This window comes from Geobacillus sp., assembly GCF_017515625.1.
GTDB lineage: Bacteria > Bacillota > Bacilli > Bacillales > Anoxybacillaceae > Geobacillus > Geobacillus stearothermophilus.
Window position 1 is genome coordinate 1 of the sequence record NZ_JAFWFM010000033.1, and the last position, 15,720, is coordinate 15,720.

The 15,720-nt window shown below is 52.7% G+C and carries 15 protein-coding genes and 1 pseudogene; 14 read left to right on the forward strand and 2 right to left on the reverse strand.

Annotated features, from left to right (window positions below; translation table 11 throughout):
- The 8 genes from IKE44_RS01920 to rsmI all read left to right on the forward strand — a co-directional run.
- Nucleotides 1-1,325, forward strand: a 1,325-nt coding sequence (locus IKE44_RS01920) for an ISLre2 family transposase (RefSeq protein ID WP_287464848.1), incomplete at its 5' end; no start/stop codon positions are given.
- Nucleotides 1,326-1,748: 423 nt separating this feature from the next.
- A complete protein-coding gene (locus IKE44_RS01925; RefSeq protein ID WP_287464850.1) occupies nucleotides 1,749-3,188 on the forward strand; it encodes an aminotransferase class I/II-fold pyridoxal phosphate-dependent enzyme in 1,440 nt (479 codons plus the stop codon).
- Nucleotides 3,189-3,208: 20 nt separating this feature from the next.
- The gene (gene tmk, locus IKE44_RS01930) at nucleotides 3,209-3,883 is read left to right on the forward strand and encodes a dTMP kinase (RefSeq protein WP_033009015.1); all 675 of its coding nucleotides are present in this window, start codon (nucleotides 3,209-3,211) and stop codon (nucleotides 3,881-3,883) included.
- A gap of 37 nt (nucleotides 3,884-3,920) precedes the next feature.
- Nucleotides 3,921-4,913 carry a DNA polymerase III subunit delta' gene (gene holB / locus IKE44_RS01935; protein WP_033009012.1) on the forward strand — a complete coding sequence of 331 codons (993 nt, stop codon included), beginning with the start codon at nucleotides 3,921-3,923 and terminating at the stop codon, nucleotides 4,911-4,913.
- Nucleotides 4,914-4,926: 13 nt separating this feature from the next.
- The gene (locus IKE44_RS01940; RefSeq protein WP_287464853.1) at nucleotides 4,927-5,754 is read left to right on the forward strand and encodes a PSP1 domain-containing protein; all 828 of its coding nucleotides are present in this window, start codon (nucleotides 4,927-4,929) and stop codon (nucleotides 5,752-5,754) included.
- A 16-nt stretch (nucleotides 5,755-5,770) separates the two neighbouring features.
- Nucleotides 5,771-6,133, forward strand: coding sequence for a DNA replication initiation control protein YabA (yabA, locus tag IKE44_RS01945; protein WP_287464854.1), 363 nt, complete (start codon nucleotides 5,771-5,773; stop codon nucleotides 6,131-6,133).
- Nucleotides 6,134-6,195: 62 nt separating this feature from the next.
- Entirely contained in the window at nucleotides 6,196-6,945 is a 750-nt protein-coding gene (locus tag IKE44_RS01950; protein ID WP_033014217.1) for a tRNA1(Val) (adenine(37)-N6)-methyltransferase, read from the forward strand.
- 15 nt (nucleotides 6,946-6,960) lie between these two features.
- A complete protein-coding gene (gene rsmI, locus IKE44_RS01955; protein ID WP_033014213.1) occupies nucleotides 6,961-7,869 on the forward strand; it encodes a 16S rRNA (cytidine(1402)-2'-O)-methyltransferase in 909 nt (302 codons plus the stop codon).
- Between the two features lie 19 nt (nucleotides 7,870-7,888).
- Here the strand turns inward: rsmI and IKE44_RS01960 are convergent, their stop codons facing one another.
- Entirely contained in the window at nucleotides 7,889-8,182 is a 294-nt protein-coding gene (locus IKE44_RS01960; protein ID WP_033009007.1) for a transition state genes transcriptional regulator AbrB, read from the reverse strand.
- 394 nt (nucleotides 8,183-8,576) lie between these two features.
- Here IKE44_RS01960 and metG point away from each other — a divergent pair, with 394 nt between their 5' ends.
- From metG to yabG, 6 genes are all read left to right on the forward strand, one after another.
- Nucleotides 8,577-10,526, forward strand: a complete 1,950-nt coding sequence (metG, locus tag IKE44_RS01965; RefSeq protein WP_033014212.1) for a methionine--tRNA ligase — start codon at nucleotides 8,577-8,579, stop codon at nucleotides 10,524-10,526.
- Nucleotides 10,527-10,663: 137 nt separating this feature from the next.
- Nucleotides 10,664-11,434 carry a TatD family hydrolase gene (locus IKE44_RS01970; RefSeq protein WP_033009004.1) on the forward strand — a complete coding sequence of 257 codons (771 nt, stop codon included), beginning with the start codon at nucleotides 10,664-10,666 and terminating at the stop codon, nucleotides 11,432-11,434.
- A 197-nt stretch (nucleotides 11,435-11,631) separates the two neighbouring features.
- Nucleotides 11,632-12,837, forward strand: coding sequence for a G5 and 3D domain-containing protein (locus IKE44_RS01975; RefSeq protein ID WP_049624436.1), 1,206 nt, complete (start codon nucleotides 11,632-11,634; stop codon nucleotides 12,835-12,837).
- 258 nt (nucleotides 12,838-13,095) lie between these two features.
- Complete coding sequence (gene rnmV / locus IKE44_RS01980) at nucleotides 13,096-13,659, forward strand: ribonuclease M5 (RefSeq protein WP_033009000.1); 564 nt, start codon at nucleotides 13,096-13,098, stop codon at nucleotides 13,657-13,659.
- Nucleotides 13,652-14,533, forward strand: a complete 882-nt coding sequence (gene rsmA, locus IKE44_RS01985) for a 16S rRNA (adenine(1518)-N(6)/adenine(1519)-N(6))-dimethyltransferase RsmA (RefSeq protein WP_033008999.1) — start codon at nucleotides 13,652-13,654, stop codon at nucleotides 14,531-14,533. The genes rnmV and rsmA overlap by 8 nt, the downstream gene beginning before the upstream one ends.
- A gap of 92 nt (nucleotides 14,534-14,625) precedes the next feature.
- Nucleotides 14,626-15,522 (forward strand): sporulation peptidase YabG, encoded by an 897-nt coding sequence (yabG, locus tag IKE44_RS01990; protein WP_033014209.1) that lies wholly within the window; start codon nucleotides 14,626-14,628, stop codon nucleotides 15,520-15,522.
- Nucleotides 15,523-15,591: 69 nt separating this feature from the next.
- On the opposite strand, the pseudogene IKE44_RS01995 reads toward yabG, so the two are convergent.
- Nucleotides 15,592-15,720: pseudogene (locus IKE44_RS01995) on the reverse strand (IS4 family transposase); the annotation flags it as partial.

Consider the following 15,720-nt stretch of genomic DNA (forward strand, 5'->3'; position numbering starts at 1 on the left):
AGGAACAATTAGTCAGAACTCTTCAAAAGGTGTTCGCTGTCTTGTTGGCGGCCCTTTTGGAGGAGATTGATCAACAACTGGCGGAAGCGCGGGACAAGCGCCGGTATCAGCTGAAAGACAAACGGCCGACTACGATCCAAACGCTGTTTGGAGAAGTGACGTTTCGACGGAACTACTACTATGACCGGCAAACGGGGAACTATACCTTCTTGCTGGATGCCGAATTAGGCTTTGATGGGGCCCGATCGATCAGTCCTTGCCTCGAGGAAACGGCGGTCGAGTTGGCCGTAGAGTGCTCTTCCTACCGCAAAGCGGCCCGTACGTTGGAGTCGATCGTGGGGTATGCGGTCATGAGCCACGAGGCGATTCGCCAACTGGTGCTGGAGGCCCCTGTCTCGCTGCACCGCCCTGTTTCCCAACGGCACGGCCGGGTGCTGTTTGTGGAGGCGGATGGACTGTTTATTTCCCGCCAGGGGAAAGGGAAACGGGCGAAAGAAGAGAAAATCCTGGCGGTTCACGAGGGATGGAAACGAAACGGTTCGCAGCTCGAGTTCGTGAACCGGCGCCACTACCTCCATGAAGGGGAGGGAGACGTGTGGGAACGGTTTGAAGAGTGGCTGATGAAGGAATATGCCTATGACCCGTGCCGGGACCTTTTGATCATCAACGGCGACGCGGCGTCGTGGATCACAGCCTGCCGGGAGTATTTTGGAAAGCGAGCCTGCTTTCAGCTGGATCGATTTCATGTGGCGCGGGAGCTGCGTCAGTGTCTGTCCGGCCATCCGCGTTGGCGGGAGGTGCGGAAGAAGCTGGCGAAACAAGACGAAGAAGGGCTTCTGGTGGAGCTGAACAGCGCGGTCGGCACGTTGGAGGACGAAGCGAAAGAGAAGCAGATGGCTGCCATGATCCGTCGGATCGAGTCGATGCCGGGATGCATCCGGGACTATCGGGAGTGGCTGTCGGAGCAAGGGGTGGAGACGACCGGCATGCGTCCGATGGGCCACGCCGAGAGCGTGATGAGCCGGTTTGCGCATCGGGTGAAATCCCGCCGCAGCTGGAAAGACCAAGGGCTTCGGGCGTTTCTGAGGGCGATGGCAGCCCGAATCGACGGGATTTGGCGGAGAAATGGGCAGTTGGTGGAGGAAGAAGAGACCCGAACGGCAGCCTCGGCCTCGACGAAGTCCAAGCGGGTTGAACAGGCCAAACGGAAGGCAGGACGGTTGTGGGCAGATGTGGTGCGTCAGAATCTACCGTGTCTGCAGCGGTCATCCGGGACGCCGATCCATCAAGCGTTGTCGGCGCTCCGGGATGGTGGTTGGATGTAAAAAAATGGAATATCGTATCATCGCCTCAAGATGAGGGATGAGAGTCCGAAAGCGCTTACGAATGAATTCCTGAAAATGGTTCGCTAACTAGTGATTGACAACACCCGTAGTGAACCGAAAAAATGTTCTCCACAAAGTCTTGACTGACTCGGCCGCTGTCTGTTCATTTTCTTTCCGGCTGGTTCATGTTAATATTATTTTTAGCATTTCCCATCAGGCTGGCGAAACACAATGATTTCGGCCGACCCGTGTTTTGGGCTGCAAGGGAAGAGCTGTTTTGAAAAGGTTTCTCATCTTGGAAAAAGCACGTTTGGGGCCGATGGTTCAACCAATCATCAGCCTTCATACATATCGGGTGTCTGTGTACTTTTGGTGCATGCGGACGTTGCACTTCGTAAATGATGATTAGGAAAGAGGATCATGATGGATCAAGCGAAAACTCCTTTATATGATGCATTGGCACGGCATTGGGCCCGCCGCCCCGTGTCTTTCCATGTGCCGGGGCATAAGTATGGGGCGTTGTTTCCGCCGCAGGCAACGGAATTTTTTGCGCCGTTGCTGGCTCTTGATGCGACGGAGATCGGGGGGCTTGACGATTTGCATCATCCGGAATCGGTTATCGCTGAGGCGCAGTCATTGGCGGCTGAACTGTATGGGGCTGCTAAGACATTTTTCCTTGTCAACGGGTCAACAGCGGGCAATTTAGCGATGATTGCCGCTGTATGCGATAAAAATAAACAGAAAGTCATCGTACAGCGCAACTGCCATAAGTCAGTGATGCATGCGCTGCAAATCGCGGGGGCGGCTCCGATTCTCCTTTCCCCCGAATTTGACAGCGATGTACGCGTCGCCTCGCATGTTCGTGCCGAAACTGTCAAGGAAGCGCTTGAGCTTCATCGCGATGCGGCAGCTGTTGTGTTGACCAATCCAAACTATTACGGGATGTCTATTGATGTAACGGACATCGTCCGCTTTGCCCATGAACGCGGCGTTCCCGTTCTAGTTGATGAAGCGCATGGCGCCCATTTTGCGGCTGGCCCGCCGTTTCCTCAGTCAGCGCTTGCCTGCGGCGCCGATGTCGTTATCCAGTCGGCGCATAAAACGCTGCCGGCGATGACGATGGGAGCGTTTTTGCATGTAAACAGCGAGCGGGTTGATCTTGAACGGTTGAAATATTTTTTGCAGTTGTTTCAGTCAAGCAGCCCGTCTTACCCGATTATGGCCTCGCTCGATTTGGCGCGGCGCTACGTCGCTCAGCTGACGGTGGACGATGTCGCGGCGATTGTCGCTGAAATTGACGGATTTAAGACAGCGCTTGATCGTATTAGCGGGGTGGCGGTCGTTTCCTCCCGTCAGCCCGGTGTTCAAACCGATCCGCTGAAGGTGACGGTGCAGACGCGCAGCTCGCTGACGGGCTATGAACTGCAGCGGCGTCTTGAGGAAGAAGGAGTGTTTGCCGAACTGGCTGATCCTTCCAATGTTTTGCTCATTTGCCCGCTTGCTGCCACTGGACGGTTGATGGAGGCGGCGGAGAAAATCAAATGGGCGTGGCGCGATCTGCCGGTTGAGGAAACGCCGCCGTTTGACTTCATCCCTTGCGTACATCCTCCGATGTCGACGGTGGTTCCATACGATGAGTTGCGCCATGTGCGGACAAAAGCCGTCGCGATCGAGGAGGCGGAAGGGTGCATAGCGGCGGAAACGGTTATTCCGTATCCACCCGGGGTGCCGCTCGTTTGGGTTGGGGAGCGGATTGACGGGCGCCATATTGAGCAGATTCGCCGTCTTCTCGGCCATCGGGCGCATATACAAGGAGGGAGCCGGCTTAGGCACGGGCAGCTGGTCGTCTATGAACTCGAATGAGAGAAAGGATGCCGTGAACGATGAACGGGTATTTTTTTTCGTTTGAAGGGCCGGAGGGGGCTGGAAAAACGACGATGGTCGGCAAGCTCGAATCGTTGTTGCGCAAGCGTGGATTTGACGTGATGGCGACGAGGGAGCCGGGCGGGGTGCGCATCGCCGAGGCGATTCGCGCCATTATTTTGAATCGCGATTATACGGAAATGGATGGACGGACGGAAGCATTGCTGTACGCGGCGGCCCGGCGCCAACACTTGCTCGAGAAGATCGTGCCGGCGCTTGAGGCGGGGCGCATTGTTCTTTGCGACCGGTTTGTGGACAGTTCGTTGGCTTACCAAGGGTTTGCCCGTGGGCTTGGCATTGAGGAGGTATGGAAAATTAACGAGTTTGCCATTGATGGATATATGCCATCGCTCACCATTTATTTCGATCTTGACCCAAAAATCGGGCTCGAACGGATTCGGAAACATACGGGGCGGGAGGTCAACCGGCTCGATCTCGAGGCGTTGTCTTTCCATACGAAAGTCAGGGAGGGGTACTGGAAGCTCGCCAAGCGGTTTGCCGACCGAATCGTGGTGATCGATGCGAGCCGGCCGCTCGATGTCGTGTTTGACGAGACGGCCGCGGCAGTGCTCGCCTGCCTGGAAGGAAGATCAAAGCGCGATTTCCATGAATCCGGCCGTGATGATTTGCCATAAACATGATAGAATAGAAGGTAAGAAATGAGAGAGAGTGATGGCGATGCGATGGGAGCAGCTGGCCAAGCATCAGCCGGTGGCGGCGAAAATGCTGCAAAGCGGCCTTGAAAAAGGGCGGATTTCCCATGCGTACTTGTTTGAAGGGCAGAGGGGGACGGGAAAAAAAGCCGCTAGCTTGTTGTTGGCAAAAAGCTTGTTTTGCTTGTCCCCGTCAGGAATCGCCCCGTGTTTGGAATGCCGCAACTGCCGGCGCATCGATTCCGGCAACCATCCGGACGTTCGGATGATCAGCCCGGATGGAGGGTCGATCAAGAAAGAGCAAATCGAATGGCTGCAACAAGAGTTTACAAAAACAGCCGTTGAGTCGGATAAGAAGATGTATATCGTCGAGCACGCCGATCAAATGACAGCCAGCGCAGCCAACAGCCTGCTGAAGTTTCTGGAGGAGCCGCATCCGGGAACGGTGGCCGTGCTGTTGACCGAGCAATATCACCGAATGTTAGGAACGATTATTTCCCGCTGTCAAGTTCTTTCTTTCCGACCGCTGCCGCCGGCGGAACTCGCGGCCCGGCTCATGGAGGAGCGCGTGCCGCCTTCGTTGGCGTTGCTGGCGGCCCACGTGACGAACAGCTACGATGAGGCGTTGGCGATCAGTCAAGACCGTTGGTTTGCTGATGCGCGAACGTTAGTGCTACAATTGTATGAGATGCTCGGCAAACCGGAGCTGCAGTTGCTGTTTTTCATCCACGATCGTGTGGTTCCGCACTTTTCGGAAAAACACCAGCTTGACCTTGGCCTCGATTTGCTTTTATATATATACCGCGATTTATTGCATATTCAGGTGGGACGGAGCGAGGGCGCCCTCTATCGCGACCATCTTGACCGCCTGCAGCAGTGGGCGCTTTCTTGCCCGCAGCGGCGGATTTTGGACAGCATGGAAGCGATTTTGCAAGCGAAAGCGCGTTTAAATACAACGAACATGAGCCAGGCGCTGTTGATGGAGCAGCTCGTTCTTCAATTAAAGCGGTAAAGGAGGGAGAGCGTTGTATACTGTCGTCGGTGTCCGCTTTAAAAAAGCGGGGAAAATTTATTATTTTGATCCAGGTGATTTCATCATTCCCGTCGGCGAATTTGTCATCGTCGAAACGGCACGCGGCATTGAATACGGAAAAGTCGTCATCGCCAATAAACAAGTCGATGAAAACGATGTGGTGCTGCCGCTGAAAAAAGTGATCCGCGTCGCGAACGAAAAAGACAAATGGGTCGTTGAAGAAAATAAAAAAGCGGCGCGCGAGGCGTACGACATTTGTTTGCGCAAAGTGGAAGAGCACGGGCTGGAAATGAAGCTTGTTGATGTTGAATATACGTTTGACCGCAACAAAGTCATCTTTTATTTCACCGCCGATGGCCGCGTCGATTTCCGTGAGCTTCTCAAGGACTTGGCCTCGATTTTCCGGACGCGCATCGAGCTGCGGCAAATCGGGGTGCGCGATGAGGCGAAAATGCTTGGCGGCATTGGACCGTGCGGCCGCATGCTTTGCTGTTCGACCTTTCTTGGCGATTTTGAGCCGGTGTCGATCAAGATGGCGAAGGATCAAAACTTATCGCTCAACCCGACGAAAATTTCCGGGTTGTGCGGACGTCTCATGTGCTGCTTAAAATATGAGAGCGAGGAGTACGAAACAGCGAAAGAACAACTTCCTGATTTAGGGGAATATGTCGAAACGCCGTATGGCTTTGGCAAAGTCGTCGGGTTAAACATTTTGGAGCGGGTGTTGCAGATCGAATTGCCGGAGCACGGGCGGGTCGTTGAATATACGCTCGATGAGCTGATGAAGAACGGGACGCTGTCCATTCGTGTCGCAGATTAATTTGGGGTGGGGCCATGTGGAAAAGGTAGACAAAAAAGAAGTGTTTCAATTGGTGGCCAATATGGAGGAGCAGCTGAGCCATTTTTACCGTGAGCTTGTGCAGCTGAAGCAACGCGTATCAGAACTTCTCGAGGAGAACCATCAGCTGCAGATTGAAAACGCCCATTTGCGCCGGCGGCTCGAGCAGATGTCGGAAGCATGGGATGAGGAGAAGAAAAAAGAAACGAAACAGAGCAAAAAGCTGCTTGACATTGGCGAAGGGTATGACAATTTGGCACGCCTTTACCAAGAAGGATTCCATATTTGCCACGTCCACTACGGAAGCGTTCGCACGGAAGGCGATTGTTTGTTTTGCTTGTCGTTTTTGAACAAAAAATAAAGGCAGTGCTCCCCTTTCCATTTCGGAAAGGTTATTTTTTTCTATGGAGGATTGTGCGCAAAATGGTGGAATTGTACGCAGATGAACGACTCGATTATTTGCTCAATGAGGAGCTTCGCATTATCCAAAGTCCGTCTGTGTTTTCCTTTTCCCTTGATGCCGTGCTGCTTGCCCATTTTGCCTACATGCCGATTCAAAAGGGGAAGATTGTCGATTTATGCACAGGCAATGGGGTCATCCCGCTGCTGTTAAGCCGGCGGACAAAGGGGAAGATTATCGGCATCGAAATTCAGGAGCGGCTTTGCGACATGGCGAGGCGGAGCGTCGCATACAACGGACTTGAAGGACAAATTGAAATCATACACGGTGACATTAAAGAGGCGCCGCAGCGCATCGGCTACAGCCAGTATGATGTTGTCACATGCAACCCTCCGTATTTTCCGACTGTTGGCCGAGAGGAGCTAAGCAAAAATGAACATTTTGCCATCGCCCGCCATGAAATTTACTGCACGCTGGAGGATGTCGTTCGTGTCAGCAGCCAGCTGCTGAAACAAGGCGGAAAGGCGGCGTTCGTCCATCGGCCTGGACGGCTGTCCGACCTTGTGACGTTTATGCGCCGATACCGGCTCGAGCCGAAACGGATTCGGTTTGTATATCCAAAAGCGGGCAAAGAAGCGAACATGATTTTAATCGAGGGGATGAAAGATGCGAACCCGGACTTAAAAGTGTTGCCCCCGCTCATCGTGTATGGCGAGGATGATGAATATACCGAAGAAACGAAGCGCATTCTATACGGCATCATTTCATCGTAAAGGGGCGGGAGACGGATGCTTTGGCACCAAAAAAGCTTTGCTGACCGAGATAAACAAGGAACGCTGTACATCGTGCCGACGCCGATCGGCAATTTGGACGATATGACGTTTCGCGCTGTGCGGATCCTGCGGGAGGCGGACGTGATCGCTGCGGAAGACACAAGGCAGACGAAAAAGCTGTTGTCGCATTTCGACATTCATACGCCGCTCGTCAGCTACCATGAACACAATAAATATGCGAGCGGCCGGCAGCTTGTCGAATGGCTGAAAGAAGGGAAAACGGTGGCGCTGGTGAGCGACGCCGGCATGCCCGGCATTTCCGACCCTGGCTATGAGCTTGTTGCTGCTGCACTGGATGAACGGTGCCGCGTCGTGCCGCTTCCCGGAGCCAACGCGGCAGTGACGGCGCTCGTCGCCTCCGGGCTGCCAACGGAGCGTTTTTTGTTCGTCGGTTTTTTGGACCGGTCGAAAAAAGAAAAACGAGAGCAGCTGCTGTCGTTGAAAACAGCGCGGGAAACGTTGATTTTTTATGAGGCGCCCCATCGCTTGAAAGAAACGCTTTCTGTCATGTACGACGTGTTCGGTGAACGGCGCATTGCTCTTTGCCGTGAGCTGACGAAACGGTTTGAGGAATTCATCCGCGGCGATTTGAGCGAGGCGGTTGCTTGGGCCGAGACGGCGGACATCCGCGGCGAATTTTGCCTCATTGTCGAAGGGGCGCGCGGCGGTGGACATGAAGCCATGCAAGAGGAGGGGGCATGGTGGCAGCCGCTGTCGATTGTCGAACATGTCGACTATTATGTTCAAGAGCAGGGCCTTTCCGTAAAAGAAGCCGCAAAGCAGGCAGCGGCTGATCGGCATATGTCCAAACGCGACGTCTATCAACAGTACCATCAGCAGCAAGAAAAAAAAGAGTTTCTCTGAAACCAGAGAAACTCTTTTTTTACTCGTTGTCCGCCGCTTCTTGCAAATGCTGGCGGATTTCCTGCAGCAAAATTTCCGCGCCTTCGCGGCTTAAAATGATTTTGCCGCCCGCTAATTTAAAGTTGTCGTCCGATACTTCCCCCGTGACGACGCATGTCATATTCGGCTTATATTTTTTCAAAATGATGCGATCGTCATCGACGTAAATTTCCAATGCATCCTTTTCGTTAATGTCCAGTGTACGGCGCAACTCAATCGGGATGACGACACGGCCCAACTCATCGACTTTACGTACGATCCCCGTCGATTTCATCGTCTGCTCTCCTCTCCGCAATGATTTTTATCGTTTATTCGTCAATATTCGACAAATTTCCTACACCCTAATCATATCAGTGTTTCCATTATGCGTCAATCCTTTAATATGTAAAATTTTAAAAAAATGTATATTGTTATTGTGGAAAAAAGTTTGTGGTTGGGTATAAAGGAACATGAACCATTTTATTTGCCAAAACTCTATCCCTCTATAATAAATTCGCGGCGATTGCCCAAAATAAGGAGGTATTTTTGCCCATTTGCGTATATTTTTTTCGTCATGGAGAAATAGATGTTTTTGTACAATGAAAAAATTATGTAAAATAGAAGTAACGCCGCTCTCGTCCTCAGGACAGGGGCTTTTGTGCGCAACAGTACGAGGGAGGGCCTAACCGATGGAGAAAAAGACGTTTTATTTGACGACGCCGATTTATTACCCAAGCGACAAATTGCACATTGGCCATGCTTATACGACCGTGGCGGGGGATGCGATGGCTCGCTATAAGCGGCTGCGCGGCTATGATGTCATGTATTTGACCGGAACGGACGAACATGGGCAAAAAATTCAGCGCAAGGCGCAAGAAAAAGGGGTCACGCCGCAGCAATATGTCGACGACATTGTCGCCGGCATCCAAGAGTTGTGGAGAAAATTGGACATTTCATACGACGATTTTATCCGGACGACACAGGAGCGGCATAAAAAAATTGTCGAAAAGATTTTCGCCCGTCTTGTCGAACAAGGTGATATTTATTTAGGCGAGTATGAAGGCTGGTACTGCACGCCGTGCGAATCGTTTTACACCGAACGGCAGCTTGTTGACGGCAACTGCCCAGACTGCGGCCGGCCTGTTGAAAAAGTGAAAGAAGAGTCGTACTTTTTCCGGATGAGCAAATACGTCGACCGCCTGCTGCAATATTACGAAGAAAATCCAGATTTCATCCAGCCGGAATCGCGGAAAAACGAGATGATCAACAACTTCATCAAGCCGGGGCTCGAGGACTTGGCTGTATCGCGGACGACGTTTGACTGGGGCATTAAAGTGCCAGGTGACCCGAAGCACGTCATTTACGTCTGGATCGATGCGCTGGCCAACTACATCACAGCGCTCGGCTACGGTACGGACAACGATGAAAAGTTTCGCAAATATTGGCCGGCGGATGTCCATCTCGTCGGCAAGGAGATCGTCCGCTTCCATACGATTTACTGGCCGATCATGCTGATGGCGCTCGGCCTGCCGCTGCCGAAAAAAGTGTTCGGACATGGCTGGCTGCTGATGAAAGATGGGAAAATGTCGAAATCGAAAGGCAATGTCGTGGATCCGGTGATGATCATTGATCGTTACGGGCTTGATGCACTCCGCTACTATTTGCTGCGGGAAGTGCCGTTTGGCTCTGACGGGGTGTTTACGCCGGAAGGGTTTATCGAGCGCATCAATTACGATTTGGCCAACGATTTAGGCAATTTGTTGCACCGGACCGTCGCGATGATTGAGAAATATTTTGGCGGCGCGATTCCGCCGTACCGCGGCCCGAAAACGCCGTTTGACCGAGATCTTTCCGAAACGGCGCGCGAGGTTGTCCGTCAATATGAAGAGGCAATGGAGCGGATGGAGTTTTCCGTTGCCCTCTCCGCCGTTTGGCAGCTGATTGGCCGAACGAACAAATATATCGACGAAACGCAGCCATGGGTGTTGGCGAAAGAGGAAAGCAAACGGGAGGAACTTGCCTCTGTCATGGCCCATCTAGCTGAATCGCTCCGCTATACGGCGGTGTTGCTGCAGCCGTTTTTGACGCGCACGCCGGAGCGCATCTTCACCCAGCTCGGCATCAGCGACCGTTCATTGAAAGAGTGGGACAGCCTGTACGATTTCGGCCTTATTCCGGAAGGGACGAACGTGCAGAAAGGGGAGCCGCTCTTCCCACGCTTGGATATCGGCGTTGAAGTCGAGTACATTAAGGCGCATATGCAAGGCGGCAAACCGGCGGAAGCGGCCAAAGAGGAAAAACAAGCGGCTCGGGCGGAGGAAATCTCCATCGACGACTTTGCGAAAGTCGACTTGCGCGTCGCCGAAGTCGTGCACGCCGAGCGAATGAAAAACGCCGACAAGCTGTTGAAGCTCCAGCTTGATCTCGGCGGCGAGAAGCGGCAAGTGATTTCCGGCATCGCCGAGTTTTACAAGCCGGAGGAACTCATCGGCAAAAAGGTCATTTGCGTCGCCAACTTAAAACCGGCCAAGCTGCGCGGCGAATGGTCGGAAGGAATGATTTTGGCCGGAGGCAGCGGCGGCGGCTTTTCGTTGGCAACCGTCGACCAGCACGTGCCAAACGGCACAAAAATCAAATAATGCAACGAACGGATGAGGGGGTGTCGTCGTTGACACCTCCTTGTTGCTATTTTGTAATGGAAATGTTACTAAATTGTGACATACGTAACTAATTTCTATGCTACACTTAACATCAAGGTGGAAAAGAGGGACTTCGTATGCTTTTTGACACTCATGCTCATTTGAACGCCGTCCAATATGAGGAAGACTTGGAGCAAGTGATCGAGCGCGCCCGCGCTGAAGGAGTTTCGCACATCGTGGTTGTCGGGTTTGACCGGCCGACGATTGACCGGGCGATCGAGCTCGCTGAGCGATATCCGTTTATTTATGCAGCGGTCGGCTGGCATCCGGTCGATGCGATTGATATGACCGATGACGACTTGGAGATGATTGAACAGCTCGCCGCCCATCCGAAAGTGGTGGCCCTCGGCGAGATGGGACTCGATTACCATTGGGACAAATCGCCGAAAGACGTGCAGCAAGACGTTTTCCGCCGGCAAATCGCGCTGGCGAAAAAAGTGAAGCTGCCGATCATCATCCATAACCGTGAGGCAACAGCCGATATTTTAAAAATTTTGCAAGAGGAAAACGCTGCTGAAGTCGGTGGGATTATGCATTGTTTCAGCGGCAGCGTTGAGGTGGCCAAACAATGCATTGACATGAACTTTTTCATTTCCCTTGGCGGCCCGGTCACGTTTAAAAATGCGAAAAAGCCGAAAGAAGTGGCGAAAGAAATTCCGCTCCGCCATTTGTTAATCGAGACGGATTGCCCGTATTTAACGCCTCACCCTTTCCGTGGAAAACGAAATGAGCCGAGCTATGTCAAATACGTTGCCGAGGCCATCGCGGAAATTAAAAACGTTTCTTTTGCCGAAGTAGCGGAAACAACGGCGGAAAATGCCAAAAAATTGTTCGCCATCGACCGCTAAAATTAGGCGTCGAATAGCGGGGAGGCTTGTCGAAGGTGCGGCGAAGACGATAAAATTCTACAAATTCAGCCGATATGAACCAACCGCGTGTCGACAAGTCTTCCTTCCTTTTTCACTGAATTTTCCGCATAATAGAGTATGCTCGCGCGTACATGTTAGAGGGAGAGGGGATTTCAGAGGAAAAGGAGGCGTTTCCGATGTTGCCAAACAGGAGAAAGTGGCTGGACTTATGGAGGAAAAATGCGACCGTTACGGCGAGCGGATTTCTCGCCATCTCGGCAACCACAGGGGTGGCCGGCTACGAGATGGCCAAAGATGATGTAACACTCACGATCAACGGAAAAAAGCAGGAAATCTGCACTTATGCGAAGGATGTGGAGGAACTGCTTGAGGAACAAGGCATTCAGCCTCGCAAGGAAGATTACGTCTATCCGTCTCTAAATACACCGATCACCGACGATCTTCACATCATTTGGGAAGCAAGCAAAGAAGTGACATTGACGATCGATGGAAAAAAGAAAAAAATATGGACGACGGCCGATACGGTCGGGGAATTGCTCCGTTCGCAACACGTGGCAGTCGGGCCGCATGACAAAGTGGCGCCGTCGCTTTCCGCCAAAGTTCAAAAAGGCATGAACATCGGCATTGAAAGGGCGTTTCCGGTTCGTCTAAATGTCGGCGGCAAACAGCAACAGGTATGGACCACTTCGACTACGGTCGCTGACTTTTTGAAACAGCAAGGGATCCCGTTGGGCCAATGGGACCGAATTGAACCTTCCTTGCAAGAAACAGTCAAAGCTGGGATGACGGTTTACATCGTTCGGATTAAAAAAGTCACCGATGTAGTGGAAGAGCCCGTCGACTTTGCCGTGGTGACGAAGCGGGACGATTCGCTGCCAAAAGGAGAGCGGCGCGTCATTGCACCCGGGGAAAAGGGAAAAATCGAAAAAACGTATGAAGTGACATTGGAAAACGGCAAAGAAGTGGCGCGCAAATTGCTGGCGACAAGAACGATAAAAGAGAGCAAACCGCGCATTGTCGCCATTGGCACTAAAACGGTGCACCCGGTTGCATCATCCGGCCGGCCGTCCTCGCGCGGCGCCGATCAAGCCGCGAAGGAGTTTTACGTCACCGCCACCGCCTATACCGCCTATTGTGAGGGTTGCTCAGGCATAACGAGAACAGGCATCAATTTGCGCCAAAATCCTTCCGTCAAAGTGATTGCCGTCGACCCGTCCATCATCCCCCTCGGGTCGAAGGTGTATGTGGAAGGATACGGATATGCTATTGCCGCTGACACCGGCTCAAGCATTCGCGGATATAAAATCGACGTGTTTTTCCCGGAACGGTCGGATGCGTTTGGTTGGGGCAGAAAGCGTGTCAAAATACGGGTGCTGCCATAGAAAGGCGATTGGAGAATGCAAGCGGAGGGGTTTTTCCCCTCTGCTTTTTTTCGCTATAATGGCATTGGGCCGCAACAATGCGCGTATTGCTCCATCTGTCTAATTAGACTTCTGATGCAGAAAAAAGTTTCAACAAAGTTGAAAAAATAAAATAGGGGCATGGAGCGGCGGCGGTTCGCTCTACCCTTTATTTTACCGGAAAGGAGGCATTGCAGAAATAGGAAAAATCGCTCATTCCGCTGTTTCTGCAATGATGGGATGAAGATTAAAGAAGTGATTGTCGTGGAAGGGAAAGATGATACAGCGGCGATCCGGCGCGCCGTTGATGCCGATACGATCGAAACAAACGGGGCGGCGGTGGGGGCGGAAGTCATCGAACGGATCAAGCTGGCGAAAGAGCGGCGCGGGGTGATCATCTTCACCGATCCCGACTTCCCCGGCGAGAAAATCCGCCGCACGATTGCCGAGCAAGTGCCGGGATGCAAACACGCCTTTTTGCCGCGCGAAGCCGCGAAAGCGAGAAGTGGGAAGGGCATTGGGGTCGAGCACGCTTCCCCCGACGACATTCGCCAGGCGCTTGCGAACGTGTATGAAGAGACAGCCGATTGGGAAGAAGAAATTACGTTTGCAGAATTGATTGAAGCCGGACTGGTTGGCGGGGAGATGGCGCGCCGGCGCCGGCAGCGGCTCGGGGAGGAGCTGAAAATCGGTTATGCCAACGGCCGACAGTTTCATAAGCGGCTGAAAGTGTTCCGCATTTCCCGAGACGCCTTTTACGCCGCGCTGGCGCAAGTGATGCGGGAGGAGGCGGGCGATGCATAAAGACATTGCAACACCGGGGCGGACGAAAGAAATTTTGGAGCGGTATGGTTTTTCGTTTAAAAAAAGCCTCGGACAAAACTTTTTGATTGACGCGAACATTTTGCGGAAAATTGTTGATGCTGCCGGCGTCTCCAGCGATACGGGGGCGATTGAAATCGGACCCGGCATCGGGGCGTTGACCGAACAGCTCGCACGGCGGGCAAAAAAGGTCGTCGCCTTTGAAATCGATGGCCGGCTGCTGCCGATTTTGGCGGATACATTGTCCCCCTACGACAATGTGCGCATTATTCACCAAGATGTGTTGAAGGCGGATTTGCATGCGGTCATTGCGGAAGAGCTGGCCGATGTGAACGACCGGATGGTGGTCGCTAACTTGCCGTATTATGTGACCACACCGATCATTATGAAGCTGCTTACCGACCGGCTCCCAATCCGCGGCATCGTCGTCATGCTGCAAAAAGAGGTGGCCGATCGCCTCGCTGCCAGGCCGGGAACGAAAGATTACGGCTCGCTGACGATTGCTGTGCAGTATTACACAGAGGCGGAAGTCGTGATGGCGGTGCCGCGCACCGTGTTTATGCCGCAGCCAAACGTCGATTCCGCCGTCATCCGGCTGACGAAACGGGCCCATCCGCCTGTCGCTGTTGAGGATGAGGATGTGTTTTTCCAAGTGGTGCGGGCGAGCTTTGCTCAGCGCCGCAAAACGCTGCTCAATAATTTAGTGAGCAGCTTGCCAGGCGGAAAAGAGAACAAAGAACAAATCGAACAGGCGCTTGCTGCGGTGGGCATCGATCCGCGCCGCCGCGGGGAAACGCTTCATATAACCGAGTTTGCCTCGTTAAGCAACGCATTGGCGCCGCTTTTTCGCCGTTGAGGCCGCAGCAGTTGAAAACAGGCGTCTATCACCTATTGTCCGCGTCTGCATATCGTATGGATGACAACGATTATGCAATGGAGTGAGCGGTGATGGACGTCAAAATCGGCGATATTGTCGCCCGCAAGTCTTACCAATGCGACGTATTGTTCCGCGTCATTGACCTTAAAGAAAAGAACGGGGAATGGGAAGCCATTTTATATGGCGAGGACGTGCGGCTTGTGGCCGACGCCCCGTGCAGCGACTTGGTCATTATCGATGAGCGGGGGCAACAAGAACGAAAAAGGCGGGAAATCGAACTGATTGAACAGTCATACTGGCTGTTTCGCCAAGATTATCAGATGATCAAGCAAAAAGTCGAGTATCGGGCAACCGGCGGGTACCGGGTGGAGAAAGATTTTTTTCAAATTCCGGGATGCGTCCTTCATTTGGACGGCGACCCGTTATATTTGCGCAAATGCATGGATTTGTATGAACGGATTGGGGTGCCGGTGCACGGCGTTTACTGTGAGGAAAGCGAGATGCCGGAAAAAGTCGGCTCCTTGATTGAGCAGTTTCGTCCGGATATTTTAGTCATTACCGGTCATGACTCGTATTCAAAGTCAAAAGGGAAGCTTCATGATTTGAAAGCGTACCGCCATTCACGCCATTTTGTTCAAACAGTGAAAGAAGCGCGCAAAAAAGTGCCGCATCTCGATCAGCTCATCATTTTCGCCGGCGCCTGCCAATCGCATTTTGAATCGCTCATCCGCGCGGGGGCGAATTTTGCCAGTTCGCCGGCGCGGGTCAACATTCACGCCTTAGATCCGGTTTATATCGTTTCTCGTCTCAGTTTTACCCCGTTTACGGAAACGGTCGATGTGTGGGATGTGCTTCGCAACACGCTGACCGGGGAAAAAGGGCTGGGTGGAGTCGAGACGAAAGGTGTGCTCCGCACCGGGATGCCGTTTCGCCTGATCGAAGAACGGGGGGAAAACCGCCGCAATTGACGGGCGGTTTTTTTATGTCTTTCGCCATATTTTTTACAAAAAAGTTCCACAAGGTACCACGAGTGTTGATTATCCAAAATTATACATACGCCTTCCATAAATTTGGGCATACTCAAACAAAGCAGCGGCCATCCCGGATTTCCAATCGAGAGGAAGCTGCCCAGAGAAAAAACGGCGAACGAACGAAATGAAGGAAAG